This window comes from Variovorax glacialis (genome assembly GCF_051216375.1).
GTDB lineage: Bacteria > Pseudomonadota > Gammaproteobacteria > Burkholderiales > Burkholderiaceae_C > Variovorax.
Map to the genome: position 1 here is coordinate 178,978 of NZ_JBPJZT010000003.1, position 26,853 is coordinate 205,830.

24 protein-coding genes, 1 tRNA gene and 1 pseudogene are annotated in these 26,853 nt (G+C 65.2%); 11 read left to right on the forward strand and 15 right to left on the reverse strand.

What is annotated here, in order from left to right; translation table 11 throughout:
• Positions 1-3: 3 nt before the first annotated feature.
• The 14 genes from nuoF to ACSFBL_RS09500 all read right to left on the reverse strand — a co-directional run bounded on the left by nuoF (position 4) and on the right by ACSFBL_RS09500 (position 12,597).
• Positions 4-1,344 carry an NADH-quinone oxidoreductase subunit NuoF gene (nuoF, locus tag ACSFBL_RS09435; protein ID WP_435515515.1) on the reverse strand — a complete coding sequence of 447 codons (1,341 nt, stop codon included), beginning with the start codon at positions 1,342-1,344 and terminating at the stop codon, positions 4-6.
• Positions 1,344-1,859 (reverse strand): NADH-quinone oxidoreductase subunit NuoE family protein, encoded by a 516-nt coding sequence (locus ACSFBL_RS09440; protein ID WP_435515516.1) that lies wholly within the window; start codon positions 1,857-1,859, stop codon positions 1,344-1,346. The genes nuoF and ACSFBL_RS09440 overlap by 1 nt, the downstream gene beginning before the upstream one ends.
• An 8-nt stretch (positions 1,860-1,867) precedes the next feature.
• Positions 1,868-3,121: an NADH-quinone oxidoreductase subunit D gene (locus ACSFBL_RS09445; RefSeq protein WP_435515517.1), complete on the reverse strand. Its 1,254-nt coding sequence runs from the start codon at positions 3,119-3,121 to the stop codon at positions 1,868-1,870.
• Positions 3,121-3,729, reverse strand: coding sequence for an NADH-quinone oxidoreductase subunit C (locus ACSFBL_RS09450; RefSeq protein WP_435515518.1), 609 nt, complete (start codon positions 3,727-3,729; stop codon positions 3,121-3,123). The genes ACSFBL_RS09445 and ACSFBL_RS09450 overlap by 1 nt, the downstream gene beginning before the upstream one ends.
• Before the next feature lie 13 nt (positions 3,730-3,742).
• Positions 3,743-4,222, reverse strand: coding sequence for a NuoB/complex I 20 kDa subunit family protein (locus ACSFBL_RS09455; protein ID WP_012748606.1), 480 nt, complete (start codon positions 4,220-4,222; stop codon positions 3,743-3,745).
• Between the two features lie 15 nt (positions 4,223-4,237).
• On the reverse strand, positions 4,238-4,597 hold the full coding sequence (locus ACSFBL_RS09460; protein ID WP_435515519.1) for an NADH-quinone oxidoreductase subunit A: 360 nt from the start codon (positions 4,595-4,597) through the stop codon (positions 4,238-4,240).
• A gap of 60 nt (positions 4,598-4,657) precedes the next feature.
• Positions 4,658-4,742: transfer RNA gene (locus tag ACSFBL_RS09465), tRNA-Leu, on the reverse strand.
• A gap of 123 nt (positions 4,743-4,865) precedes the next feature.
• Positions 4,866-5,279, reverse strand: a complete 414-nt coding sequence (gene secG / locus ACSFBL_RS09470; protein WP_435515520.1) for a preprotein translocase subunit SecG — start codon at positions 5,277-5,279, stop codon at positions 4,866-4,868.
• Positions 5,280-5,316: 37 nt separating this feature from the next.
• Entirely contained in the window at positions 5,317-6,066 is a 750-nt protein-coding gene (gene tpiA, locus ACSFBL_RS09475; RefSeq protein WP_435515521.1) for a triose-phosphate isomerase, read from the reverse strand.
• 11 nt (positions 6,067-6,077) lie between these two features.
• A complete protein-coding gene (locus tag ACSFBL_RS09480) occupies positions 6,078-7,076 on the reverse strand; it encodes an NAD(P)H-quinone oxidoreductase (protein WP_435515522.1) in 999 nt (332 codons plus the stop codon).
• 83 nt (positions 7,077-7,159) lie between these two features.
• Positions 7,160-9,469, reverse strand: coding sequence for a polyribonucleotide nucleotidyltransferase (gene pnp, locus ACSFBL_RS09485; protein ID WP_435515523.1), 2,310 nt, complete (start codon positions 9,467-9,469; stop codon positions 7,160-7,162).
• A gap of 206 nt (positions 9,470-9,675) precedes the next feature.
• The gene (rpsO, locus tag ACSFBL_RS09490; protein ID WP_007837783.1) at positions 9,676-9,942 is read right to left on the reverse strand and encodes a 30S ribosomal protein S15; all 267 of its coding nucleotides are present in this window, start codon (positions 9,940-9,942) and stop codon (positions 9,676-9,678) included.
• A gap of 186 nt (positions 9,943-10,128) precedes the next feature.
• The gene (locus tag ACSFBL_RS09495) at positions 10,129-11,295 is read right to left on the reverse strand and encodes a pyridoxal phosphate-dependent aminotransferase (RefSeq protein WP_435515524.1); all 1,167 of its coding nucleotides are present in this window, start codon (positions 11,293-11,295) and stop codon (positions 10,129-10,131) included.
• A 21-nt stretch (positions 11,296-11,316) separates the two neighbouring features.
• On the reverse strand, positions 11,317-12,597 hold the full coding sequence (locus ACSFBL_RS09500; protein WP_435515525.1) for a branched-chain amino acid ABC transporter substrate-binding protein: 1,281 nt from the start codon (positions 12,595-12,597) through the stop codon (positions 11,317-11,319).
• A 122-nt stretch (positions 12,598-12,719) separates the two neighbouring features.
• On the opposite strand from ACSFBL_RS09500, the gene ACSFBL_RS09505 reads away from it, so the two are divergent.
• The gene (locus ACSFBL_RS09505) at positions 12,720-13,091 is read left to right on the forward strand and encodes an Hsp20/alpha crystallin family protein (RefSeq protein ID WP_435515526.1); all 372 of its coding nucleotides are present in this window, start codon (positions 12,720-12,722) and stop codon (positions 13,089-13,091) included.
• A gap of 195 nt (positions 13,092-13,286) precedes the next feature.
• Positions 13,287-14,027: an alpha/beta hydrolase gene (locus ACSFBL_RS09510; protein ID WP_435515527.1), complete on the forward strand. Its 741-nt coding sequence runs from the start codon at positions 13,287-13,289 to the stop codon at positions 14,025-14,027.
• On the opposite strand, the gene tsaD is transcribed toward ACSFBL_RS09510, so the two are convergent.
• Positions 13,972-15,024 carry a tRNA (adenosine(37)-N6)-threonylcarbamoyltransferase complex transferase subunit TsaD gene (gene tsaD / locus ACSFBL_RS09515; RefSeq protein ID WP_435515528.1) on the reverse strand — a complete coding sequence of 351 codons (1,053 nt, stop codon included), beginning with the start codon at positions 15,022-15,024 and terminating at the stop codon, positions 13,972-13,974. The genes ACSFBL_RS09510 and tsaD overlap by 56 nt on opposite strands.
• 60 nt (positions 15,025-15,084) lie before the next feature.
• Between tsaD and ACSFBL_RS09520 the strand changes: the two genes are divergently transcribed.
• From ACSFBL_RS09520 to ACSFBL_RS09560, 9 genes and pseudogenes are all read left to right on the forward strand, one after another.
• Positions 15,085-16,359, forward strand: a complete 1,275-nt coding sequence (locus ACSFBL_RS09520) for a nitrate- and nitrite sensing domain-containing protein (RefSeq protein ID WP_435515529.1) — start codon at positions 15,085-15,087, stop codon at positions 16,357-16,359.
• Between the two features lie 336 nt (positions 16,360-16,695).
• Complete coding sequence (locus ACSFBL_RS09525; RefSeq protein WP_435515530.1) at positions 16,696-17,940, forward strand: CmpA/NrtA family ABC transporter substrate-binding protein; 1,245 nt, start codon at positions 16,696-16,698, stop codon at positions 17,938-17,940.
• A gap of 10 nt (positions 17,941-17,950) precedes the next feature.
• Positions 17,951-18,862, forward strand: coding sequence for a nitrate ABC transporter permease (gene ntrB / locus ACSFBL_RS09530; RefSeq protein ID WP_435515531.1), 912 nt, complete (start codon positions 17,951-17,953; stop codon positions 18,860-18,862).
• Positions 18,859-19,668 (forward strand): ABC transporter ATP-binding protein, encoded by an 810-nt coding sequence (locus tag ACSFBL_RS09535; RefSeq protein ID WP_435515532.1) that lies wholly within the window; start codon positions 18,859-18,861, stop codon positions 19,666-19,668. The genes ntrB and ACSFBL_RS09535 overlap by 4 nt, the downstream gene beginning before the upstream one ends.
• Before the next feature lie 22 nt (positions 19,669-19,690).
• Positions 19,691-20,902 (forward strand): annotated as a pseudogene (locus ACSFBL_RS09540) (NAD(P)/FAD-dependent oxidoreductase); the annotation flags it as partial.
• A 23-nt stretch (positions 20,903-20,925) separates the two neighbouring features.
• Positions 20,926-23,727, forward strand: coding sequence for a nitrate reductase (locus ACSFBL_RS09545; RefSeq protein ID WP_435515916.1), 2,802 nt, complete (start codon positions 20,926-20,928; stop codon positions 23,725-23,727).
• A gap of 80 nt (positions 23,728-23,807) precedes the next feature.
• On the forward strand, positions 23,808-24,749 hold the full coding sequence (gene ybiB, locus ACSFBL_RS09550; RefSeq protein WP_435515533.1) for a DNA-binding protein YbiB: 942 nt from the start codon (positions 23,808-23,810) through the stop codon (positions 24,747-24,749).
• Positions 24,746-25,543, forward strand: a complete 798-nt coding sequence (cobA, locus tag ACSFBL_RS09555; RefSeq protein ID WP_435515534.1) for a uroporphyrinogen-III C-methyltransferase — start codon at positions 24,746-24,748, stop codon at positions 25,541-25,543. The genes ybiB and cobA overlap by 4 nt, the downstream gene beginning before the upstream one ends.
• A gap of 13 nt (positions 25,544-25,556) precedes the next feature.
• Positions 25,557-26,795 (forward strand): BaiN/RdsA family NAD(P)/FAD-dependent oxidoreductase, encoded by a 1,239-nt coding sequence (locus tag ACSFBL_RS09560; RefSeq protein ID WP_435515535.1) that lies wholly within the window; start codon positions 25,557-25,559, stop codon positions 26,793-26,795.
• Positions 26,796-26,853 lie beyond the last annotated feature (58 nt).

Genomic DNA, 26,853 nt, shown 5'->3' on the forward strand with positions numbered 1-26,853 from the left:
CGCTCAGGCCTTGACCGGCGCCTTCGGGACGTAGCCCGGGATCAGTGCCTCGAACTCGTGGCGGAAATGTTTGATCATGGCCCGCACAGGCATCGCGGCGGCATCGCCCAGCGCGCAGATGGTGCGGCCCTGGATGTTGTCGGCGACGGAATTCAGAAGGTCCATGTCAGTGGCCTTGCCCTGGCCGTTGTGGATGCGATCCACCACGCGCCACAGCCAGCCCGTGCCCTCGCGGCACGGCGTGCACTGGCCGCACGATTCATGCATGTAGAAGTACGAGAGGCGCTTGAGCGATTCGACCATCGAGCGGCTGTCGTCCATGACGATCACGGCGCCGGAACCCAGCATCGACCCTGCCTTCGCGATGGAGTCGTAGTCCATCGTGCACTCCATCATGATGGAGGCCGGCAGCACCGGAGCGGACGAACCGCCAGGAATCACTGCCTTGAGCTGTCGCCCCTTGCGCACGCCGCCAGCAAGTTCGAGCAGCTTCGAGAAAGGTGTGCCCATGGGCACTTCGTAGTTTCCGGGCAGTTCGACATCGCCGCTGACCGAAAAGATCTTGGTGCCGCCGTTGTTCGGCTTGCCGCACTCGAGGTAGGCCGGGCCACCGTTGACGATGATCCAAGGCACTGCCGCAAAGGTTTCGGTGTTGTTGATCGTCGTGGGCTTGCCGTAGAGGCCGAAGCTCGCCGGAAATGGCGGCTTGAAGCGAGGTTGCCCCTTCTTGCCTTCCAGCGATTCGAGCAACGCAGTTTCCTCGCCGCAGATGTAGGCGCCGAAACCGTGCGCCGCATGCAGTTGGAAGTTGTAGGTACTGCCCAGGATGCCGTCACCCAGGTAGCCGGCCGCACGCGCCTCTTCCAGTGCTTCCTCGAAGCGATCGTAGGTCTGGAAGATCTCGCCGTGGATGTAGTTGTAGCCTACGCTGATGCCCATCGCGTAGGCTGCGATGGCCATGCCCTCGATCACGATGTGCGGGTTGTAATGCAGGATGTCGCGGTCCTTGCACGTGCCCGGCTCGCCTTCATCGGAATTGCAGACGAGATACTTCTGACCCGGGAACTGACGGGGCATGAAGCTCCACTTGAGGCCAGTCGGAAAACCCGCGCCGCCGCGGCCACGCAGGCCCGAAGACTTGACTTCGGCGATCACCTGATCGGGCGTCAGCCCCTCGCTCAGGATCTTGCGCAGGGCCTGGTAGCCGCCGCGCGCCTCGTAGTCGGCGAGCCGCCAGTTGGTACCGTCGAGGCCGGCATAGATCTGCGGCGCGATGTGACGGTCGTGAAAGCAGGTCTGGACGCCAGTGGCCTGGAACTGCGAAAGCACTTGCTCGGGCGACATCATTGCGCTCCCTTCAAGCCGTCGATCAGCTGATCGAGCTTTTCATTGCTCATGAAGCTGCACATGGTGCGATCGTTGACCAGCATCACAGGCGAATCGGCGCAGGCGCCGAGGCATTCGCTCTGCTGCAGCGTGAACAGGCCGTCCGGCGTGGTCTCGCCCATCTCGATGCCAAGCTTCTTTTCAAGATGCTTGAGCGCCACCGCACCGTCGCGCAACTGGCAAGGCAGGTTGGTACAGACGTTGAGTTTGAACTTGCCCACCGGCCGCTGGTTGTACATGTTGTAGAAGGTCGTGACCTCATGCACCGCGATCGGTGCCATCCCCAGGTAGGCGGCAATCTCGCGCTCGCGCTGTTCGCTCACGAAGCCCTCGTCCTGCTGCACGAATGCCAGGCACGCCATGACCGCCGACTGCTTTCCTGCCGGCGGATACTTGGCGACCTCTCGCGCAAAACGCTCCAGCGTCGCAGGCGACAGTGGCGCCTGGGAGCTGTGGGTGGTGTCGGAATTCATGGGTTTACTTACCTGTCAATCTCGCCGAAGACGATGTCCATCGTGCCGATCACGGCCACTGCATCGGCAATCATGTGCCCGCGCGCCATTTCGTCGAGCGCCGCCAGATGTGGGAAGCCCGGTGCGCGGATTTTCAGCCGATAGGGCTTGTTGGCGCCGTCGCTCACCAGATAGATGCCGAACTCACCCTTGGGGTGTTCGACGGCCGCGTAGGCCTCGCCTTCGGGCACGTGGAAGCCTTCGGTGAAGAGCTTGAAATGGTGGATCAACTCCTCCATGTTGGCCTTCATCGACTCGCGCGCTGGCGCAGCCACCTTGTGGTTGTCGGTGATGACCGGACCCTGGTTGGCACGGAGCCACGCGGAACATTGCTGGATGATGCGGTTGGCCTGGCGCATTTCCTCGACCCGGACCAGGTAGCGGTCGTAGCAGTCGCCGGTCTTGCCCACGGGCACGTCGAAGTCCATGCGGTCATACACGTCGTACGGCTGCTTCTTGCGCAGGTCCCATTCGACGCCCGAGCCACGCAGCATCGGGCCGGTGAAGCCGAGGTTCAGGGCGCGCTCCGGAGAAACGACGCCGATGCCGACGGTGCGCTGCTTCCAGATCCGGTTGTCGGTGAGAAGCGTTTCATACTCGTCGACCATCTTCGGGAAGCGCTTGCAAAAGTCGTCGACGAAATCTAGCAGCGAACCCTGTCGGTTTTCATTGAGCCGCTCGATCGCCTTCGCGTTCTTGATCTTGCTGGCCTTGTACTGCGGCATCACATCGGGCAGGTCGCGGTAGACACCACCAGGACGGAAATAGGCGGCGTGCATGCGCGCACCCGACACTGCCTCATACATGTCGAACAGGTCTTCACGCTCGCGGAAGCAGTAGATGAGCATGTTCATCGCACCGCAGTCGAGCCCGTGCGCGCCGAGCCACAAGAGGTGGTTCAGCAAGCGCGTGATCTCGGCGAACATCACCCGGATGTACTGGGCGCGAATGGGCACCTCGAGACCCATGAGCCGCTCGATCGCGAGGCAGTACGCGTGCTCGTTGCTCATCATCGACACGTAGTCGAGCCGGTCCATGTAGGGCAAGGACTGGATATAGGTGCGCGATTCGGCGAGCTTTTCAGTCGCACGGTGCAGCAGGCCGATGTGCGGGTCGGCGCGCTGGATGACTTCGCCATCCAGTTCCAGCACGAGGCGCAGCACGCCGTGTGCTGCCGGGTGCTGGGGTCCGAAGTTCAGCGTGTAGTTCTTGATTTCGGCCATCAGTGGAGTCCGCCGTAGTTGTCTTCGCGGATCACGCGCGGCGTGATCTCGCGCGGCTCGATCGAGACGGGCTGGTAGATCACGCGCTTCTGTTCCGCGTCGTAGCGCATCTCGACGTGACCGGAAACGGGGAAGTCCTTGCGGAACGGATGCCCGATGAAGCCGTAGTCGGTCAGGATGCGACGAAGGTCGTCATGGCCTTCGAACACGATGCCGTAGAGATCGAAGGCCTCGCGCTCGAACCAGCCCGCGCCATTCCAGACGCTAGTGAGCGAATCGATGACCGGCAGGTCCTCGTTCGGCACGAAGACCTTGAGGCGAACGCGCTGATTGAGGCTCACCGAAAGCAGATGGGTGACGATGCAGAAGCGCTCGCCTTCCCATTCGCCGTCGCGGTATCCGGAATAGTCCATGCCGCAGAGGTCGATCAACTGCTCGAACCGGCACCCCGGCGCGTCGCGCAGCAGAGTGGCGGCCGCCAGGTAATCGGCCGCACCGACCACCACCGTTACCTCGCCCAGCGCGAGCGTGACGCTCCTCGCCTTCGTGCCAAGCGTTTCGGTGATCTGTGTTTGGAGCGCCTCGGGAGAAATGGCAAAGTCAGTCATCGTCTCTTGCTCTTCAGGCGCGCGCGATCGTGTTGGTACGGCGAATCTTCTGCTGGAGTTGGATCACCCCATAGAGAAGAGCCTCCGCCGTCGGCGGGCAGCCCGGCACGTAGACGTCGACCGGCACGATGCGATCGCACCCTCGCACGACCGAGTAACTGTAGTGGTAGTAGCCACCACCGTTGGCGCACGAGCCCATCGAGAGGACCCAGCGAGGCTCGGGCATCTGGTCGTAGACCTTGCGCAGGGCCGGCGCCATCTTGTTGCAGAGCGTGCCGGCGACGATCATCAGATCGGACTGGCGCGGACTGGGCCGGAACAACATGCCGAAGCGGTCGATGTCGTAGCGCGCAGCGCCAGCATGCATCATCTCCACGGCACAGCAGGCCAGACCAAAGGTCATGGGCCACAGTGATCCCGTCTTGGCCCAATTCACCACCGAGTCGTACGTCGTGGTGACGAAGCCTTCCTTCATGACGCCTTCAATGGCCATTTTTCGGATTCCTTGTCATTCCCAGTCGAGGGCGCCCTTTTTCCATTCGTAGGCGAAGCCCACGACGAGGATGGCGAGAAAGATCATCATTGCCCAGAAGCCGACAGGGCCGATTTCCTTGAGCGCAATGGCCCACGGGAAGAGAAAGGCGATTTCGAGGTCGAAGAGGATGAAGAGGATCGCGACTAGGTAGTACCGAACGTCGAACTTCATGCGCGCGTCTTCAAAGGCTTCGAAGCCGCATTCGTAAGGGGAATTCTTTTGCGCGTCGGGCCGGTTGGGACCGAGGATGTAACCCAGAACCTGAGGTGCGACGCCGACTCCGACACCGACCAGGATGAACAACAGGACGGGGAGGTAGGAATCGAGGTTCATCAGGGGGTTCTATCACCGCTTGCCACCGACAGGAAGCGTTTGATTCCTGTCGGTGAGATTTGGTGCGGTCGGCGAGACTCGAACTCGCACAGCTTTCGCCACTACCCCCTCAAGATAGCGTGTCTACCAATTTCACCACGACCGCGGTTTTTGCTGTCCGGATGGCATGAGGAACCTCAAAAAGGCTTTTGGCTTTCCGGAACAGCTTTAGAGTTTACCCTGAAATACAGCCGTTTTCACTGGACGACTGCAGAGATCACGACAAGGTTTACTTGGCCGGAATCTGTGCCGCGCCCGAAGCTGGTGCGGATGGGGCCGAAGCCGGTGCATTCGTTGCAGGAGCGGCAGGCGCGCTTCCCGCCGGAATCTCTGTTGCGGGCGTCGAAGCCGGCGCGGGCGCACCAACGGCCGCGCGCTCGAGCAGGCTGCCGCCGCCCACGGGGCGCGAGTGACCGAAGTAGGCCAGCAACAGCGTGCATGCAAAGAAGACTGCCGCGAGGACCGCGGTCGTGCGCGAGAGGAAGTTCGCGCTGCCGCTCGCGCCGAATAGGCTGCCGGCGCTGCCGCTGCCGAAGGCCGCACCCATGTCGGCACCCTTGCCATGTTGGACCAGGATGAGACCGATCATCGCGAGTGCGGTGAGCATCTGCACACCCACGAGAATGTTGAGGACCACGTTCATTCGTTCTAACTCCTAAATTTGTTGGCGGCGCGCTGTCTCAGCGGGCCGCGGCAATGATTTGCAGAAAATCGGGGGCCTTGAGCGATGCGCCGCCAATCAATCCGCCGTCGATATCGACCTGCGCGAGCAACTCTGCCGCGTTCGCGGCGTTCATGCTGCCGCCGTAGAGAATCCGGATGCCTGCAGCATGCTCGCTCGCCGCGTGATGCAGCTGCGCGCGCAACACCGCATGCACCGCCTGCGCCTGTTCGGGCGTTGCAGTCTTGCCGGTCCCGATCGCCCAGACAGGCTCGTAGGCCACGACGATCTCGCTGATGCAGTGGCCATTGACGTGGATCACCGCCGCGAGTTGGCGCTTGACGACTTCCTCGGTCCGGCCCGCTTCGCGCTGCGCCAGCGTTTCACCGACACAGACGATGGGCGTGATCCCGTTGCCCAGCGCAACTGCCGTCTTCGCAGCGACAACCTCGTCGGTCTCACCGTGATACTGGCGCCGCTCCGAGTGGCCCACGATGGCATAGCGCACGCCGAATTCCTTCAGCATCGCAGCCGACTGCTCGCCCGTAAAAGCGCCCTGCGCTTGTGCCGACACGTCCTGCGCACCCAATTCGATCGCCGTACCGGAAACCAACGACTGCACCTGCGCCAAATACGGTGCCGGCACGCACACCGCGACTTCGCAAGCCGGCGTTGCGATGCCCGTCAACAAGGCCTCCACGAGCGCCTCGTTCGCAGCGAGGCTTCCATTCATCTTCCAGTTGCCGGCGATCAGCTTCTTCTTGATCATCAATGTCTCGCTCACCAGGTCAGCACGATCTTGCCGATGTGCTGATTCGATTCCATCAGGACGTGGGCTTGTGCGGCGCCGCTCGGGTCACCCTTTGCAGCAAAGCTGCTGTGGATGACCGGTTTGACTGCTCCGCTTTCCAGCAACGGCCACACCTTCTCACGCAACGCCTTGGCAATCGCGCCCTTGAAGGCGATCGGCCGCGGACGCAGCGTCGAGCCGGTGATGGTGAGGCGCCTGCGCAGCACCAGTCCCGCGTTGATTTCACTCTTGATGCCGCCCTGCACGGCGATGATTACAAGCCGTCCGTCCTCGGCCAGGCATTCGATCTCGCGCGCGACATACGCACCGGCCACCATGTCGAGCACCACGTCAACGCCCTTTCCGCCGGTGAGGCGCTTGGCCTCCTCGACGAAATCGGCGGTCTTGTAGTTGATTGCGTGATCGGCGCCCAGCCTCCTGCATGCTTCGCATTTGTCGTCGCTGCCCGCGGTCACGATCACGGTCGCGCCGAGCGCCTTGCCCAACTGGATGGCCGTGACCCCGATGCCGCTGGAGCCGCCCTGGATCAGCAGGGTTTCACCCTTCTGCAGGCGACCGCGCTCGAACACGTTGCTCCACACGGTGAAGAAAGTCTCGGGCAGCGTGGCCGCCTCGACATCGCTCCAGCCCTTGGGGACCGGCAGGCATTGCGCGACAGGCGCCACGCACAGTTCGGCATAACCACCGCCTGCGACGAGCGCGCAAACTTGGTTTCCGATCTTGAAACCGGCGTCGGCCAAGGCCTTTGCGTCGCCGCCCACGATTTCGCCCGCCACTTCGAGCCCGGGGAGGTCCGAGGCGCCAGGCGGAACGGGGTAGTTGCCCATTCGCTGGAGCACGTCGGGACGGTTCACGCCGCTTGCGGCCACGCGAATCAGCAGTTCGCCTTCACCCGCGACGGGGTCGGGACGCTCCGCCATGCGCAGCACCTCGGGGGCACCAAACGATGTGATCTCAATGGCTTTCATGGTCTTCTCTGGCTGCAATGCCCGCGGTCAGGCGGGCATTGCTGGAACTACAAGCGCGACGGCGTCTCCGCCGTCGCTCCACTTCAAGCCTGGTGGTCGCCTCGGTTCGACTCTTGCAAGGGCGCTTGCTCGGCCAACTGTTCCGCCTGCTCGCCATTGCGTTCGTTATTTTCGAAGCGCGGCGCGCGTTCGGTACGCGGCGGACGATCGCCACGGTCACCGCGGTCCGAGCGTTCACGGCGATCGCCACGGTCGCCGCGGTCTTCACGCGGAGGACGCTCATTGAATTCCATGCCCGCCGGACGCTCGGAGAGCGCCTTCATGGACAGCTTGACACGCCCCTTTTCGTCGGTCTCGAGCACCTTGACCTTCACGATCTGGCCTTCGCTCAGGTAGTCGCTCACCTTCTCGACGCGCTCGTGCGCGATCTGGCTGATGTGCAGCAGGCCGTCTTTGCCCGGCAGCAGGTTGATGAGCGCGCCGAAATCGAGGATCTTGGTGACCGGGCCCTCGTAAACCTTGCCGATTTCCACTTCGGCCGTGATCTGCTCGATGCGCTTCTTGGCCTCTTCGGCCTTGGCCGGATCGGTCGACGCAATCGTGATGGTGCCGTCTTCGTCGATGTTGATCTGCGTGCCGGTCTCTTCGGTCAGCGCGCGGATCACCGAGCCACCCTTGCCGATCACGTCGCGGATCTTCTCGGGGTTGATCTTCATCGTGAACAGGCGCGGCGCGAAGCTGGAGACTTCGGCCTTGGCCTCGCCCATGGCTTCCTGCATCTTGCCGAGGATGTGCATGCGCGCTTCCTTGGCTTGCGCCAGGGCGACCTGCATGATTTCCTTGGTGATGCCCTGGATCTTGATGTCCATCTGCAGCGCGGTGATGCCGTTGGTCGTGCCGGCCACCTTGAAGTCCATGTCGCCGAGGTGATCTTCGTCACCCAGGATGTCGGTCAGCACCGCGAAACGGTTGTCTTCCTTGATCAGGCCCATGGCGATGCCCGCCACGTGCGCCTTCATCGGCACGCCGGCGTCCATCATCGAGAGGCAACCGCCGCAGACCGAAGCCATCGACGACGAGCCGTTCGACTCGGTGATTTCCGACACCACACGGATCGTGTACGGGAATTCTTCCTTGCTCGGCAGGCAGGCGACGAGCGCGCGCTTGGCGAGACGGCCGTGGCCGACTTCGCGGCGCTTGGTCGAACCCATGCGGCCGACTTCGCCGGTGGCGAAGGGAGGCATGTTGTAGTGGAACAGGAAGCGGTCTTCGTATTCGCCAGCCAGCGCGTCGATGCGCTGCGCGTCGCGCTCGGTACCGAGCGTGGTCACCACCAGCGCCTGAGTTTCGCCGCGCGTGAATAGCGCCGAGCCGTGGGTACGCGGCAACACGCTGTTGCGGATTTCGATCGGACGCACGGTGCGCGTGTCGCGACCGTCGATGCGGGGCTCGCCCGACAGGATCTGGCTACGGACGATCTTCGACTCGATCGAGAACAGCAGGTCGTTGACCTTGCCCGCGTCGAAGGGCTCGCCGCTTTCCTTCAGCGCGTTCATCACGCTGGCATTGGCTTCGCGCAGGGCTTGCGTACGAGCCTGCTTGCTGCGGATCTGGTAGACGGCACGGAGCTTTTCCTCGGCCAGGCCCTTGACCTTGGCGACGAAGGCTTCGTCTTCGGCCGGCGGTTGCCAGTCCCACACCGGCTTTCCGGCGTCACGCACGAGTTCGTGGATTGCGTTGATCGCGATGTTGGCTTGCTCGTGGCCGAACACCACGCCGCCGAGCATGATTTCCTCGCTCAGTTGGAGGGCTTCGGATTCGACCATCAGCACGGCGGCTTCGGTGCCCGCCACGACGAGGTCCATCTGCGAATCCTTGCGCGCCGTCTGGCCGGGATTCAGCACGTACTGGCCGTTGATGTAGCCCACGCGTGCGGCGCCGATCGGTCCGCTGAACGGAATGCCCGAGATGGACAGGGCAGCGCTCGTACCGATCATCGCGGCGATGTCAGCATCGACTTCGGGGTTGAGCGACAGCGTATGGATGACCACATGCACTTCGTTCAGGAAGCCTTCGGGGAACAGCGGGCGGATCGGACGGTCGATCAGGCGGCTGGTCAGCGTTTCATGCTCGCTGGGCTTGGCTTCGCGCTTGAAGAAGCTGCCGGGGATCTTGCCTGCGGCGTAGGTCTTTTCGATGTAGTCGACGGTCAGCGGGAAGAAGTCCTGGCCCGGCTTGGCGGACTTGGAAGCGACCACTGTCGCCAGGACGACGGTGCCCTCGATGTCCACGATCACGGCACCGCTGGCCTGTCGTGCGATCTCGCCGGTTTCCAGGACGACGGTCTTGTCGCCCCACTGGAAGGTCTTGGTGACTTTGTTGAAGAGGCTCATGTCAGCTCCTGATTTTTGATAGCGGCTCGACCTGTGGTGACCACAGGTCCCGCGGGGCCGGAGCGCTTTTCAGAACACGATGCCATTCCAGAGAAGCTCGGCGGGAACCTCGTTGGAATGACACAGCTTCGCTCTGTTTGGCGGCTCCGAAGTAAAAAACGCCTGAGCTAGCGGACTAACCCAGGCGTTCTTGCATGCGATTCGGCTTACTTGCGCAGACCCAGCTTGGCGATCAGCGCGGTGTAACGGTCGGCGTCCTTGGACTTGAGATAGTCCAGCAGCTTGCGGCGGCGGCTCACCATGCGAAGCAGGCCGCGACGACCGTGGTGGTCCTTGGCGTGCGTCTTGAAGTGCGGGGTGAGTTCGTTGATGCGGGCGGTGAGCAGTGCGACTTGCACTTCGGGGCTGCCCGTGTCGTTGGCGGCGCGGGCGTTGTCCTTGACAACTTCGGCCTTGATGGAGGCTGCGATCATTTGATTTTCCTTGTTCCGGGATGTTTGACTTGCGGTGTGCGCTGGAACTGCGCGCACCGTGCGCCTTGCGGCATGCAAAGCCTTGGGATTATAGCTCGCCCCCAGGCTGCGCGCACTTCGTGTCGCTTCGCCTACCCCCTTCCGGGGGCAACACCTTCGGACCGGCGGAGCCGGATCCTTGGTGTTTCACGACTTTTGCTGCTCGGTCAACCAGCGCTTGAGGCGATTGACGCCTTCTACCAGGCGCTGCTTGTCCTTTGACGCGAAGCACCAGCGGAGCCAGCCTTGGGCTTCGGGGGCGAAGGCGTTGCCGGGGGCCAGGCCCAGGCCGGCCTCGACGACCAGGCGTTTGGCGACTTCCAGGGAGTCGCCGAAGCCGTCGAGCTTGAAGAAGGCATACATGCCGCCGGGGGCGGGAGCGACCTGGACGCCGGGGATGTCGGCCAGCAGGGGGAGCAAGGTGTCGCGGCAGGACTTGAGGTGCGCGACGATCTTCGGGGTGATCTCCTCGGTGTGCGCCAAGGCAGCGATGGCAGCGCGCTGGGTGAAGACGCTGGCGCATGAGGTGTTGAATTCGATCAGCTTGCCCATGCCCTCCATCAACACGGGCGGGAGGACCAGCCAGCCGAGCCGCCAGCCGGTCATCAGGAAGCTCTTGGAGAAACTGTGGGCGACGACCAAGCGGTCATCCGGCGTGGCGACATCCAGGAAGCTGGGGGCGCACCGGTTGGGCGTCGGCTCGTAGTACAGGCGCTCGTAGACCTCGTCGGCGAGGATCCAGGTGCCCGTTGCGCGGCAATGATCGAGGATGGCCTGTTGCTCCTCCTTCGACAGCGTCCAGCCGGTCGGGTTGTTCGGCGCATTGACGATGAGCAACTTGGTCGACGACGTCACGGCGGCGCGAAGTGCGGAGAGATCAAGGGTCCATTGGCCGCCCTTGGGCACCAGGGGCACGCAGCGCACGCGCGCGCCGAGGATGGCCGGCTGCGCGGTCAGGTTGGGCCACACCGGCGTGACGGCCACGACTTCGTCGCCCGCATCGACGAGCGCCTGCACGGCCAGCATCAGCGCGTTGACGCCGCCGGACGTGATCGCAATGCGCGACGACTCGATCTTCGGGTGCAGGCCGCTCATGTAGTCGGCGACCGCTTCGCGCAACTCGGGCAGGCCCAGGTTGTGGGAATAGAAAGTCTCGCCGCGCTGCAGCGACTCGATGGCTGCCTGGCGGATGACCTCCGGCGTGACTTCGTCGCTCTCGCCGAACCAGAAGGCAAGGACGTCGCTGCGTCCGATGCCGGCGTTGGCGACCTCGCGAATCTTCGAGGCTTCGAGGTTGTGGATGGCTTCGCGCATCGATCTTTTTTCCTATGAGTTTCAGGGACGCTGCATCTTGCAGCTGGTTGGCATTTCGGCGCGGCTGGCCGGGATTGTCTTGATGACGCGAAAGCCGTAGCCCGATCCTTCGACGTCGAATTTCACGCCGGGCGTGCCCTGCCTGTCCATGACACCGACCACGAGCGTCTGCTGGAACTGGTGGTCGGCCGCACGCATGTGGCCGCTCTGGCCGGCGAGCGTGACGTTGGCCTTTTCGAGCGCGCGCGCGACGGCCACCGTGTCGACAGTGCCTGCGCGTTCGATCGCCTGCGCCAGCGCCTCGATCATCAGCTGCATGCGCATGTGGACGTAGTCGTCGGACGGCTTGGGGAAGCGCTCGCGGAAGGCCTTGTAGAAGGCCTCTGACTGCGGCGTCTGCACGTTCGGCAGCCAGTCGGCCACTGCGACCACACGCCCGATGCCGGCATCGCCGAGCGCCGCCGGCGCGCCTAGCGCATTGCCGTAGAAGGTGTAGAAGGTGCCGTTGAAGCCGGCTTCGCGCGCCGCTTTCACGAGCAGGGTCAGGTCGTTGCCCCAGTTGCCGGTGATCACGCCTTGCGCGCCGCTGGCGATGATCTTGCTCGCATAGGGCGCGAAATCCTTGACGCGACCGACCGGGTGCAGTTCGTCGCCGACGATCTCCACGTCCGGGCGAAGCACGCCGAGTTGCCGGCGCGATTCGCGCAGCACCGCCTGGCCGAAGCTGTAGTCCTGCCCGATCAGGTAGACCCGCTTGAGTGCCTTGTTGTCCTTCACGACATCCATCAACGCCGTGACGCGCATGTCGGCATGGGCGTCGAAGCGGAAGTGCCAGAAGCTGCAACGCTCGTTGGTGAGCACCGGATCGACAGCCGAATAGTTGAGGAACAGCACCCGGTTCGACGGGTCGCGCTCGTTGTTCTTCTCGATCGCGTCGATCAGCGCGCCGGCGGTGGCCGACGAGTTGCCTTGCAGCACGATGCGCGCACCGCCGTCCATCGCTGCACGCAACGCCGACAGGGCTTCTTCGTTCTGGCTCTTGCTGTCGTAGCGCACCAGTTCGAGCTGACGTGCGCCGCCCGGAAGCTTGATGCCGCCCCGCGCGTTCACGCGCTCCACCGCCCAAAGGATGTTGCGGAACACCGCCTCGCCGGTATTGGCGAAGGGCCCGCTCATGCCCTCGACCATCGCGATCCTGATGGGCGGGGCAGTCTGCGCCCGGGCCCGCCCAAGCGCCGATACGCCTAGTGCCAGCGCGCCGAATTTCAAGGCGGCGCGACGGCAAATAAAGCTGGAGTTCATCGCTTGAAAGTCCCTGGGGCCGCTCCTAGTTGAGGTGGCATGCGGCACTGTCTTGTTGAAACGCCGCGCAGTGTAAGGGACACACATTCCTTGTCCCCATCGTTCGCTCAGGAGTTCTCACCATGTTTTTCGCACCCGCCATTCGCACCGCCCGCTTCGTTCCGCGTTCGTACGACCGCAGTCTGGAGCGCTTCGTCAACCAGGCGCTCTCCGGCGCGCAGCGTTCGCTCAACGTCGAACAGGACGAAAAGGCCTGGACCCTGTCGCTCGACGTTCCGGGACTGTCGCGTGAAGACGTCACGATCGGTATCGAAGGCGCCGTCGTCCGCATCGAGAGCAAGGCCGAAGCCAAGCGCCAGTTCAAGGCTGCGTACGAACTGCCCCAGGACATCGACGTCGCCGCCAGCGAAGCCAAGCTCGAAAACGGCGTTCTGACGCTGAAGCTGGGCAAGCTGGTTCCAGTCAGCAACGTCGCGCAGCTCGCGATCAACTGAAGCGTTCCGTCCGGGTTTTCCCGACGGCAATGAACGGGCCGGTAACTTTCTGTTGCCGGCCCAACTTGTTTCTACTCCACAATAGGTGCGTACTACGTCACGTTCTGTGACGTTTTTTTCAATGCTTTCCTCTTAATTGGCGAAGGCGCGCAACGACTGCGGGGGCAGCAGACGCGCAGCGCCCGACGAAGCAACATGAAAACGCACCTGAAGTTTGCAGACGACGATGCCCGTTCGGACAGCCTCCTGGTGTTCCTGCCAGGGGCCTTTTTGAAGCCCGAGGAGTTCGAGCGCGAAGGTTTCATCAACGCCGTCAAGGAGCGCGAGCTCGCTGCCGACGCCCTGCTCGTCGATGCCGACGTCTCCTACTACTACGACCAGACCTTCGTCGAACGGCTCCACAACGACGTGATCCAGCCCCAGCGAGCACTGGGCTACAAGACGATCTGGCTCGTGGGCATCTCGATCGGCGGGTTCGGCGCCCTGATCCACGAACTCGCGAATCCCGGTGCCGTGGACGGCATCGTGGCCCTCGCGCCCTATCTCGGGCGGCGCCCCATCGGCGCCGAGATCCACAAGGCCGGCGGCTTGCGTGCCTGGAAGGCGCCCGAGGGACCGCCACCGGACGAGGAGGTGGACCGAAAGCTCTGGCCCTGGCTCCAGCAGTACGCCTCGCCGAAGCATGCGGAGAACCTGCCGCTCCTGTACCTGGGATTCGGCCTCAGCGACCGCTTCGCGTCCAACCACCAACTGCTGGCGGACGCATTGCCGGCAGGACGCGTCTTCACCACCGAGGGCGGGCACGACTGGCCCCAGTGGTCGCAGCTGTGGCGAAAGATGCTCGACGTACTCCCCCTGCCTTCGAGCACCCGGCGTGACGTCAGGCGGACGCTGGCGCCTCTGCGGTCAGTGACGCCAACGGCCATCGCGGCTTGACATCGAAGGCGTAGCGCTCGGTCGGCGACTGCATGCCGGCCTGCAGCCGCATCGCCGCAGCCATGGCGATCATGGCGCCGTTGTCGGTGCACAGGTGCAGTTCCGGGTAGTGGACGCGCACGCCGCGTTTCGCGCAGGCCACGTTCAACTGCTCGCGCAGCGACCGGTTGGCCCCCACGCCGCCGGCAACCACCAACCGCTTCAGGCCCGTCTGTTCGACGGCGCCCAGCGACTTCTTCAGCAGGACTTCCACGATCGCGGCCTGGGTCGAGGCTGCGAGATCGGCCTTGCGCGCCTCGAGCTCGCCGCCGAGTTTCTTTGCCTGCGTGAGCACCGCCGTCTTCAGGCCGGCGAACGAGAAGTCGAGATCGCCGCTGTGCAGCAAGGGCCGGGGCAGTTTGAAGGCCGCGGCGTCGCCCTCTTCCGCCAGCTTCGCGAGCCACGGCCCGCCCGGATAGGGCAGCCCCATCAGCTTCGCGCTCTTGTCGAAGGCCTCCCCTGCCGCGTCGTCGATGGTTTCGCCTAGCAGTTCGTAGCGGCCCACCCCGTCGACCCGCATCAGCTGGGTATGACCGCCCGACACCAGCAACGCGACGAACGGGAATTCCGGCGGGTCCGCGCTCAGGAAGGGCGAAAGCAGATGGCCCTCCAGGTGATGCACGCCCAGCACGGGCTTGCCCAGCGCAGCGCCCAGCGCACAAGCCACGCCGGCGCCGACTAGCAAGGCGCCCGCAAGGCCCGGCCCGCGGGTGTACGCCACGACATCCACATCCGCCAGCCGTTGTCCGGCCTGGTCGAACACAGCCTCGGCCAGCGGCAGAACGCGCCGGATGTGATCGCGGCTCGCCAGCTCGGGCACCACGCCGCCGTACGCCTGATGCATGGCGATCTGGCTGTGCAGCGCGTGCGCGGCCAGCCGAGGAAGGCCGCTCGCGCCGGATTCGACGAGCGCCACGCCGGTTTCGTCGCAGGACGATTCGATTCCCAATACAAACATGCAGCGAGTGTAGGCGGCGCACCCTTTGAGGGCACGGATGTTGCTGCATACCCCTCGCACATGAAATCCGGCCTGAGCTTCCTGATTGCAGCCCTGCGATGCGAAATCGACGGGTTGGAGCAACTCGACCGCACCAGCCAGCTGGTCGGGACGATCAGCCGCCTGGTCCACGCCCTGCAGCGCGAGCGCGGCATCTCGAACGTGCTGCTCGCCTCGCAGGGCCAGCGCTTCGTCGCGCAGCGCGACGAACAGATCGCCGAGTGCATGCGGATGGAAGAAGCAGCGCGCCTCGGGTTCGAACAGCTGGAGCTTGAAACCGCCCGCATCGGGAACGGCGCGCGTCTTTTCAGCCGCATCGCCTGGGTGTTGCCCGGCCTGGATGCCCTGCCGGAACTGCGTCGTCGCATCGGCGCCCTGGAGATCGATGCGGCCGGATCGACCGCGGCCTTCGTCAAGCTGATTGCCGGGCTGCTCGCGGTCGTGTTCGAAGCCGCCGACGGCGCGACCGATCCGGAAGTCTCGCGCGTGCTCGTGGCGCTCTTCAATTTCATGCAGGGCAAGGAGTTCGCGGGGCAGGAACGCGCGTGCGGTGCCGCTGCGTTCGCGTCGGGCCTCAACGACAGGACCCGTCAGCAGCAGTGGCTTCACCTCATCGAATCCCAGGAGCGGTGCTTCCAGGTGTTCACCGAGTTCTCGGGCGAAGCGCTTGTCGAGCTCTGGCGCGCGAGCCAGTCGACGGCGCAAATTGCCGAACTGGAGCGCCTTCGCCGCATCGCCTGCGCGGCACCCGCGGGTGTGGTGCTCGACAGGGAACTGAGCCAGTCGTGGTTCGACTGCTGCACGCGTCGCATCGACGCCATGCGGGTCATCGAGGAACAACTGGCCGACAACCTCCGCGCGATCTGCCACCAGAAGACGGCCCAGGCGCGCGCGGAACTGGATGCCCACCAGGCCTTGCTGGCGAAGATGAGCGACCAGACAGTTGCAACGTCTGCCGCGTTCTTCGACGGCTCGCCGACGCCGGACGCAACGCCGCTGGCCGGCGCCGCACCCTACGGCCGACAGCTCGAGCGTTCGATCCTCGACATGGTCCAGGAGCAATCGCATCGGCTGCAGGCAATGAGCGACGAGCTCGACACCGTGCGCGCCGCCCTGAACGAGCGCAAGCTGGTCGAACGCGCGAAGGGGCTGCTGATGGCGCACCGCCGGATCAGCGAACAGGAGGCGCACAAGATGCTGCGCCAGACCGCGATGAACCAGAACCGCCGTCTGATCGACGTCGCCGAATCGGTGCTCGCCATGGCCGAATACCTGCCCAGGGACGCATCGTCCTGAACGTGGAGACTTCCCGCAATGGTGCGCCGCACAACAATCGCGCTTCAGCTGTCCGGCAGCTCCATCGGCCTCCAGCCCAAGAACAGAGCGCTTCATTCGCTATCGTTTTAGTAGCAACGGCGTACTTGAATCCGCTGGCACACAGCTTGCATTGACTCCCGCATAGACCAACGAAGGTCTCCAGGCAGGCGACATCCAACGACGGGTGTTGCCCACCGAACCGGACAAAGGCGTCCCCACCCGCAAGGGCTCGTTCTCGAGCAGCCCCTGCGCGGTGAGGACGCCTTTTTTGTTTTTCGCTTACGACTTTTGTCTTTCCATCTCGGAGTTCGCCCCATGACCGATTCGCTGACATCCAAACTGAGTCGCCGACGTGTGCTGCAGGCCGCTGCGGCGGGCGTCGTCGGGCTCGACCCCGCCATGCGCGCCGCCGTCTGGGCGCAGGGCTCCGACAAGCCCGAGAAGGAGGAAGTCCGGATTGGCTTCATTCCACTGACCGATTGCGCCAGCGTCGTGATGGCCTCGGTGCTCGGCATCGACAAGAAGTACGGCGTGAAGATCGTTCCCAGCAAGGAAGCCAGTTGGGCCGGCGTTCGCGACAAGCTCGTCAACGGCGAACTCGACTTCGCCCATGTGCTCTACGGCCTGGTCTATGGCGTGCACCTCGGCATCGGCGGACCGAAGAAGGAAATGGCCGTGCTGATGACCCTCAACAACAACGGCCAGGCCATCACGCTGTCGAAGAAGCTCGCGGACAAGGGCGCCGTGGACGGCGCCTCGCTCGCCAAGGTGATGGCGGCCAACAAGGCCGAGTACACCTTCGCGCAGACCTTCCCGACGGGCACGCACGCGATGTGGCTCTACTACTGGATGGCCGCCAACGGCATCGATCCGCTGAAGGACGCCAAGGTCATCACCGTGCCGCCGCCGCAGATGGTCGCGAACATGCGCGTCGGCAACATGGATGGCTACTGCGTCGGCGAGCCGTGGGGCCAGCGCGCGATCATGGACGGCATCGGCATCACCGCCGTCACCACGCAGGACATCTGGAAGGACCATCCCGAAAAGGTGCTCGGCACCACCGGCGAGTTCGTCAAGAAGTACCCGAACACGGCACGCGCCGTGACCGCGGCCATCCTGGAAGCCGGCAAGTGGATCGACACCGGCCTGCAGAACAAGAACAAGATGGCCGAGACCATCGCGGACAAGAGCTACGTCAACACCAGCGTGGATGCCATCAACCAGCGCATCCTGGGCCGCTACACCAACGGCCTCGGCAAGAACTGGGACGACCCCAACTACATGAAGTTCTACAACGACGGCGCGGTCAGCTTCCCGTACCTGTCGGACGGCATGTGGTTCCTCACGCAGCACAAGCGCTGGGGCCTGCTGAAGGAGCATCCCGACTACCTGCAGGTGGCGACGCAGATCAACCGCATCGACATCTACAAGCAGGCCGCCGCGGCCACGAAGACTGCGGTGCCCAAGGACACGATGCGCACCAGCAAGCTGTTCGACGGGGTGGTCTGGGACGGTAAGAACCCGAAGCAGTACGCCGATTCGTTCAAGGTCCATGCCTGAGGAGCCCGCCATGGTCAGCGCCGTCTTCCATTCCCCCCTCGATGCCAGCCCGGCCATGCCGGCTCCCTCGAAACCCGTCGTCGCAGCCAGGTCCGCCGCGCCGGCGCAGCCTGCCGAACCCGCGCTGCGCCTGCCGCGCGACTTCAACGCCCTCTGGCTGCGCGTGCTGCCGCCCGTACTGGGCTTCGCCCTCCTGATCCTGATCTGGGAACTGGTGGCGATGAAGAGCACCACCGGGTTTCCCTCGCCGCTCGCAACCTGGCACCAGGCACTGACGGTGTTCAGCGATCCGTTCTACAGCAAGGGCCCCAACGACCAGGGTGTGGGCTGGAACGTGCTCTCGTCCCTGCAGCGCGTGGGCCTCGGCTTCGGCCTGGCCGCCGCGGTCGGCATTCCGGCCGGCTTCGCGATCGGACGCTTCGAGTTCCTCTCGCGCATGTTCAACCCGCTGATCAGCCTGCTGCGCCCGGTCTCGCCGCTGGCCTGGCTGCCGATCGGCCTGCTGGTGTTCAAGGGTGCCAATCCGGCGGCCATCTGGACCATCTTCATCTGCTCGATCTGGCCGATGATCATCAACACCGCCGTGGGCGTGCAACGGGTGCCGAGCGACTACATGAACGTCGCCCGGGTGCTGGACCTCAGTGAATGGAAGATCTTCACTCGCATCCTCTTTCCTGCCGTGCTGCCCTACATGCTGACCGGCGTCCGCCTTGCCGTCGGCACCGCTTGGCTCGTGATCGTCGCGGCCGAGATGCTGACGGGCGGCGTGGGCATCGGCTTCTGGGTGTGGGACGAGTGGAACAACCTCAACGTCGCCAACATCATCATCGCGATCTTCGTCATCGGCATCGTCGGGCTCGTGCTCGAGTTCGCGCTGATCAGGATCGCCACCGCGTTCACGTTCGAGGAGGTCAAGTCATGAACGATGACAACAAGTACATCGAGATCCAGGGTGTCGAGCAGCGCTTCAAGACGGCCAAGGGCAGCTTCCTCGCGTTGCGCGACGTGAGCCTCAACGTGGCCAAGGGCGAGTTCATCACGCTCATCGGGCATTCGGGCTGCGGCAAGTCGACGCTGCTGAACCTGATTGCCGGGCTCACCACGCCGACCGAGGGCGCCCTGCTCTGCGCCAACCGCGAGATCAAGGGCCCCGGCCCGGAGCGCGCAGTGGTGTTCCAGAACCATTCGCTGCTGCCCTGGCTGACCTGCCACGAGAACGTCTACCTCGCCGTCGAGCGCGTGTTCGCATCGACCGAGAACAAGGCCCAACTCAAGGCGCGCACCGAAGCGGCGCTCGCGCTGGTCGGGCTCACGGCCGCCGCGCAAAAGCGTCCCGGCGAAATCTCGGGCGGCATGAAGCAGCGCGTCGGCATCGCCCGCGCGCTGTCGATGGAACCCAAGGTGCTGCTGATGGACGAGCCCTTCGGCGCCCTCGACGCGTTGACGCGCGCCAAGCTGCAGGACGAGCTGCTCGCCATCGTGCAGAAGACGCACAGCACCGTGGTCATGGTGACGCACGACGTGGACGAGGCCGTGCTGCTGTCGGACCGCATCGTGATGTTGACCAACGGCCCGGCCGCCACGATCGGCGAAGTGCTGAGCGTCGACATCCCGCGTCCTCGCAACCGCGTCGAGCTCGCCGAAGACCCGGTCTACGTGCATGCCCGCAAGGCGGTGATCGACTTCCTCTACACGCGCCAGGCGCACGTGGAAAAAGTCGCCGCCTGAGGCGGAGGGCATCGCGATGGACATGCGCGTCAAGCGGAAGCTCGTGATGGTCGGCAACGGGATGGCCGGGGTCCGCACGCTCGAAGAGTTGCTCAGGATCGAGCCTGACCTCTACGACATCACCGTGTTCGGCGCCGAGCCGCATCCGAACTACAACCGCATCCTCCTGTCGCCGGTGCTCGCTGGCGAGCAGACGGTGGACGAGATCGTGCTCAACAGCTGGGCGTGGTACGACGAGAACCGCATCACGCTGCACGCCGGCAAGAAGGTGGTCGAGGTCGACCGCGTCAGGCGCATCGTTCGTGCCGAAGACGGCACCGAAGCCGCGTACGACCGGCTGCTGATGTGCACCGGCTCCAACCCCTTCATGCTGCCCGTCCCCGGCAACGACCTGGAGGGCGTGATCGCCTACCGCGATATCGCGGACACCGACTGCATGATCGAGACCGCCAGGACGCACAGGAACGCGGTGGTCATCGGTGGCGGCCTGCTGGGGCTCGAGGCGGCCAATGGGCTGATGCTGCGTGGCATGAACGTGACGGTGGTGCACGTCAATCCGTGGCTGATGGAGCGTCAGCTCGACGATGTCGCAGGCAAGCTGCTGCAGAAGTCGCTGGAGGAACGCGGGCTGCGGTTCCGGATCGGTGCGCAAACGCAAGAGCTGATCGGCGGTCCCGAAGGCCGCGTCACCGCAATCCAGTTCAAGGACGGCACCGAAGTCGCGGCCGACCTGGTCGTGATGGCCGTCGGCATCCGCCCCAACACGGAACTGGCCGAGAAGATGCGCCTGCACGTGAATCGCGGCATCGTGGTGAACGACACGATGCAGACCGTCACCGACGCGCGCATCTATTCGGTCGGCGAATGCGCGGCCCATCGCGGCATCGCCTACGGGCTGGTCGCGCCGCTGTTCGAGCAGGCGAAGGTCGCGGCCAACCATCTCGCGCAGTTCGGCATCGGCCGCTACATGGGTTCGGTGACTTCGACCAAGCTCAAGGTCACCGGCATCGACCTGTTCTCGGCCGGCGAATTCATGGGCGGCGAAGGCACGGAAGAGATCGTGATGAGCGACCCCTTCGGCGGCGTCTACAAGAAGCTGGTGATCAAGGACGACAAGCTCGTCGGGGCCTGCCTGTACGGCGACACGGTGGACGGCAGTTGGTATTTCAAGCTGCTGCGCGACCGCCGCAGCGTGCATGACATCCGCGACGCGCTGATGTTCGGCGAAGTGAACGCCGTCGCGGCCTGAGGCCCATGATGAAAGAGACACGCTCGACCTGCCCCTACTGTGGCGTCGGCTGCGGCGTGGTCATCGAATCCGTCGGCGCGCAGATCACCGGCGTGCGCGGCGACCCCGATCACCCCGCGAACTTCGGGCGCCTTTGCACCAAGGGTTCGACGCTGCACCTGACGGCCAGCGCAGCGGTCACGATGCAGACACGGCTGCTGCGGCCGCTGCAGCGCGCCACCCGAGGCTCCACCCCCGAGGCCATCAGTTGGGACGGCGCGCTCGACGTGGCCGCCGAGAAATTCGCGCAGGTAATTGGCGATCATGGACCGGACGCCGTGGGCTTCTATGTCTCCGGACAACTGCTCACCGAGGACTACTACGTCTTCAACAAGCTGGCCAAGGGACTGGTCGGCACGAACAACATCGACACCAACTCGCGCTTGTGCATGAGCAGTGCCGTCGCGGGCTACAAGAAGACGCTCGGCGCCGATGCACCCCCCGCGTGCTACGACGATCTGAAGCACGCCGAGTGCCTCTTCATCGTCGGCAGCAACACGGCCTGGGCGCATCCGATCCTCTTCAGGCGCATCGAGGACGCGAAGGCGGCCAACCCGGCGATGAAGATCGTCGTGACCGACCCGCGCCGCACCGACACGGCGGAAATCGCCGATCTCTTCCTGCCCATCCAGCCGGGCACCGACGTGATGCTCTTCAACGGCATGCTGCACCTGATGTTGCGGGAAGGCTGGATCGATGCGCGCTACATCGCCGATCACACGAGCGGGTTCGATGCGATCCGGGCCACTGCGCGGGACTGCACGCCCGATCGCGTCGCGCAGGTCTGCGGCATCTCCGAGGAAGACCTCGCCAAGGCGGCCCGCTGGTTCGCCACTTCGGCCTCGACGCTGAGCCTCTATTGCCAGGGCCTGAACCAGTCGTCCTCCGGCACGGCCAAGAATGCGGCGCTGATCAATCTGCATCTCGCGACGGCGCAGATCGGCAAGCCCGGCGCGGGACCGTTCTCACTGACCGGCCAGCCCAACGCGATGGGTGGTCGGGAAGTGGGCGGCCTGGCCAACCTGCTCTCGGCACATCGCGATCTCGCGAACCCGCAACATCGCGCCGAAGTCGCGGCGCTGTGGGGCGTGCAGGACGTGCCGCATCAGCCTGGCAAGACGGCCGTCGAGATGTTCAAGGCGGCCGCCGACGGCAAGATCCGCGCGCTTTGGATCGCCTGCACGAACCCGGCGCAATCGATGCCCGACCAGGCGACGGTGCGCCGTGCGCTCGAACGGTGCGAGTTCGTCGTCGTGCAGGAGGCTTTCTCGACCACTGCCACCTGCGACTACGCCGACCTCCTCTTGCCGGCAACCACCTGGGGCGAAAAGCAAGGCACCGTCACCAACAGCGAGCGGCGCATCTCGCGTGTGCGGCCGGCCGTACCCGCACCTGGCGAAGCGCGCGACGACTGGTCCATCGGCGTGGCCTTCGCGCGCCGACTCGAAGAACGACTGGGCCGCTCTGGGTCGCTCTTCCCCTACGCCGATGCCGAATCGGTCTGGAACGAGCACCGCGAATCCACGCGCGGCCGCGACCTCGACATCACCGGCATGAGCTACGCGATGCTCGAAGCCGCGCCTCAGCAGTGGCCGCTGCGCGAAGGCGAATCGACGGGCCGTGCACGGCTCTACGAGGACGGCATCTTCCCGACGCCGGATGGCCGCGCCCGCTTCGTCGACACGCCCTACAGGGCGGTGACGGAGTCGCGCGAGGTGCGCTATCCCTTCTCGCTCAACACGGGCCGTCTGCGCGACCAGTGGCACGGCATGAGCCGCACCGGCACCGTGGGCCACCTGTTCGGCCACGCCGCGGAGCCCGTGGTGCAGATGCACCCCGAGGACATGGCGCGTCGCCAGATCGCCGACGGCGACCTCGTGCAGGTCACGTCGCGTCGTGGGTCGATCGTGGTGCCTGTCGCGGCCAGCGCCGAGATCGGCCTGAGCCAGGCCTTCATCGCGATGCACTGGGGCGGCGAGTACCTCAGCGGCTCTTCGAGCACCGGCTCCCGACTGGCGGGCGTGAATGCGCTCACGACGCCAGCGTTCTGCCCCGATTCGAAGCAACCGGAACTCAAGCACGCGGCCGTGAAGATCATCAAGGCCGAACTGCCGTGGTCCCTGCTCGCGGCGGCATGGATGCCGCAGGACACCGCCTTGCGGACCCTCGCGGTGTTGCGCGAATTGATGCAACGCTTTCCGTTCGCGAGCTGTGTGCCCTTTGGTGCCGCCGGCGCATCACTGGGGAGCGACTGGGATCGCACAGGCGTCCTCTTTCGCGCGGCTGCGCACGAGGCGCCACAGGACGCCCTGCTCGCGGAAATCGAAGAACGCCTGGCACTCGACGGCGCCGACACCCTGCGCTATGCCGACGCCAGGCGCGGACAGCGTCGCACCGTACGGTTGCTGCGGGACGGCGCGGATGCCCATCTGGAAGGCTTTCTCCTGGGCGGCGACATCCGCGCCGAAGCCTGGATCAAGGCGCTCCTGCAAGACCGGCTGCCCGCCCAGCGCCTCGGCCGCCAGATCCTGCGCCCGGGAGCCGCCGCGCCCAGCGGCGTGGCCGCGCGCGGCAAGACCGTCTGCAATTGCCTCGGCGTGACGGAGACGTCGATCGTCCACATGCTCGCCGGCGCCTGCGGATCCGACGGTGAGCGCCTGCGCGAACTCCAGGGCGCACTGAAATGCGGCACCCAATGCGGTTCCTGCCTGCCCGAACTCAAGCGGATGGTGCGCGCTGGCGTCGCACCGGCCTTGGCGGAAGCATCGTGAAACTCTCAGACCCTCCTGCGCTTCAGGGCATAAGCAGGCCCGATTTGCGGCATAAGGCATGCGGGACAATCCGGACACCCATGGGAATCAGCCAGTACATCAAGGAAATCGGTCGCGGCGCGCGCGGCGCGAAGCCGCTCGACCGCGCGCAGGCGCTTGACCTGTTCGGCCAGGTGCTGGACGGCACCGTGACCGACCTGGAGACCGGGGCCTTCTGCCTGGCCATGCGCATCAAGGGGGAGACGCCCGAAGAGATGGCCGGCTTCCTCGACGCCACGCATGCGCGGCTGGCCCGCTTTCCCGCCACCGATCGGCCCCTGATCGTCGTGCCCAGCTACAACGGCGCGCGCCGGCTCCCGGTCCTCACGCCGCTGTTGGCGCTCCTGCTGGCCCGCGAAGGACTGCCGGTGCTCGTGCATGGCGCGGCCACCGAGTCGACCCGGGTGCTGGCCTCCAACGTGCTCGCCGCGCTGGGCGTGCGGGCGCTCACTGGCATCCGTCCCATCGACAACGGCGAAGTGGTGTTCGCGCCCACCGAATTGCTGAGCCCCGGCCTCAAGCGCCTGCTGGACGTGCGTCGCGTGGTCGGCCTGCGCAATCCCGGCCACAGCGTGGTCAAGCTGATGCAGCCTTGCGTCGGCGCCTGCGTGGTGATCGGCAGCTACACGCACCCGGCCTATGCGGAGTCCATGGCCGCCACCTTCGAGCTGATGGGCATGACCGCCCTGCTCTCGCGCGGACTCGAAGGCGAGAGCGCGGCCGATCCGCGCCGTATCGCGCAGGTCGACGGCTTCGTGAACGGCCAGCGCGTCGAACTGCAGGCGCAGCAGCCCGGCACCCAGACCGAGGTTCCCGGGTTGCCGAAGGAGATCGACATCGAGACGACCGCCGACTACACGCGGCGCGTGCTCGCAGGCGAGACGCCGGTGCCCGACGCGATCGCGCAGCAGGTGGCGCAGATCCTGCAATTGGCGCGCCTGGCGCAGTCGGCGCAGGAACGGCAACAGGTGGAGTCCGAATGAGCACCCTTTCCCATCAAGGCAGTTGCACCCTCGTCGGCGCCGGCCCCGGCGACCCGGAACTGCTCACCATCAAAGCCGTCAAGGCCATCCAGGCCGCGACGGTGCTGCTGGTCGACGATCTGGTCAGCGACGAGATCCTGGCCTATGCCCGTCCCGACGCGCGCATCGTGCACGTGGGAAAGCGCGGCGGTTGCCGGAGCACGCCGCAAGCCTTCATCGAACGCCTCATGATCACCGCGGTGCAGGAGGGCGAGACCGTCGTGCGCCTGAAGGGCGGCGATCCGTTCATCTTCGGCCGCGGCGGCGAAGAGGTCGAGCACCTGCGCGAAGCGGGCATCGAAGTGCGTGTCGTCAACGGCATCACCGCGGGGCTGGCTGCCGTCACCGCGCTGGGCGTGCCGCTCACGCACCGCGACCATGCGCAGGGCGTCGTGTTCGTCACGGGCCATGCCAAGACGGGCCATTCGGCCGCGGAGCATCCGACGGACTGGCAGCAGCTCGCCGCAACGGCACGCGACGCGCGGCTCACGCTGGTGATCTACATGGGCGTGACCGGTGTCGCGCACATCCAGGACGAACTCCTGCACGGCTTGCCGGGTGATACGCCCGTGGCCGTGATCCAGCACGCGACCCTGCCGCAGCAGCGCCACATCGCGACCACGCTCTCCTGTCTGCGCGCCGACATCGCGGCTGCCGGGCTGGCGAGCCCGTCGGTGATCGTCGTGGGCGACGTGCTGCGCGGCCTGGCCGCGGCTGGCGTCCCGGCGACACGCCGCGGGACCCGATACGCCTGATGGAAGCGGCACGTTGAGCAGTTTCGACGTCGTCGTCATCGGGGCGGGCGCGGCTGGGCTCTTCTGCGCGGCGCTCGCGGGCCAGAGCGGCCTGAAGGTGCTGCTGCTCGACCACAACGAACGCATTGCCGAGAAGATCCGCATTTCCGGCGGTGGCCGGGCCAACTTCACCAATCGCGACCTGGACCCGCGCGCCCCGCAGAAGCATTTCATCGGCGAGAACCCGAACTTCTGCCGCTCGGCCCTTTCGCGCTACACGCCGCAGCAGTTCATCGAGCTGGTGCAGCGGCACGGCATCGCCTTTCATGAAAAGCACAAGGGCCAGCTGTTCTGCGACGGGCCCTCGCAGCAGATCATCGACATGTTGCTGGCCGAATGCGCGGCAGGTCACGTCGCCCACTGGCAGCCCTGCAGCGTGGGCAACGTCGCCTATTCGGAAGAAGGCGGCTACGAGATCGAGACGCGCCGTGGCAGCGTCCGCGCGCCCCGGCTGGTCGTCGCGACCGGCGGCCTTTCCATCCCGCAGATCGGCGCCAGTGACTTCGGTTACCGCATCGCCGAACAGTTCGGGCTGCGCATGGTCACGCCGCGCCCTGCGCTCGTGCCGTTGACCTTCGGCGGCGAGGCCTGGGAGCCGTACGCCGGGCTGGCGGGGCTGGCGCTGCCCGTGCACATCGAGACGGGAAGCAAGAAAGAGCGGATGAGCTTCCTGGAAGACCTGCTCTTCACCCATCGCGGGCTTTCAGGCCCGGCCGTGCTGCAGATTTCGAGCTACTGGCGGCCCGGCGCGCCGTTGACGATCGATTTCGCGCCCGGAACCGACGTCGCCGCTTCGCTTGGCGAGGCGAAGCAGCGCTCGCGCAAGCGAATCGCCAACGAACTCGCGGCGCTGGTGCCCTCGCGCCTCGCCGACGCGTGGGTCGGGCAGGACGCCGCCTTGCAGCGCCCGATCAACGAAGCGGCGGACCGGGCCTTGTCGGCGCTGGCCGATCGCATCGCGCGCTGGCAGATCACGCCCAGCGGCACCGAAGGCTACAAGAAGGCCGAAGTCACGGCGGGCGGCGTCGACACCCGCGACCTGTCGTCGCAAACCATGGAGTCGAAGCAGCCCGGCCTGTATTTCATCGGCGAAGTCGTGGATGTCACCGGATGGCTGGGCGGCTACAACTTCCAGTGGGCCTGGGCCAGTGCCCACGCGTGCGCCCAGGCACTGGCGCTCGACGCCAAAGCTGACGCTATAATGTCCGGCTAACTTTGGCCTCCCCTCAACGGCCTACCCCATTTCCAGTTGAGGAACCCCGGCCCGGGGC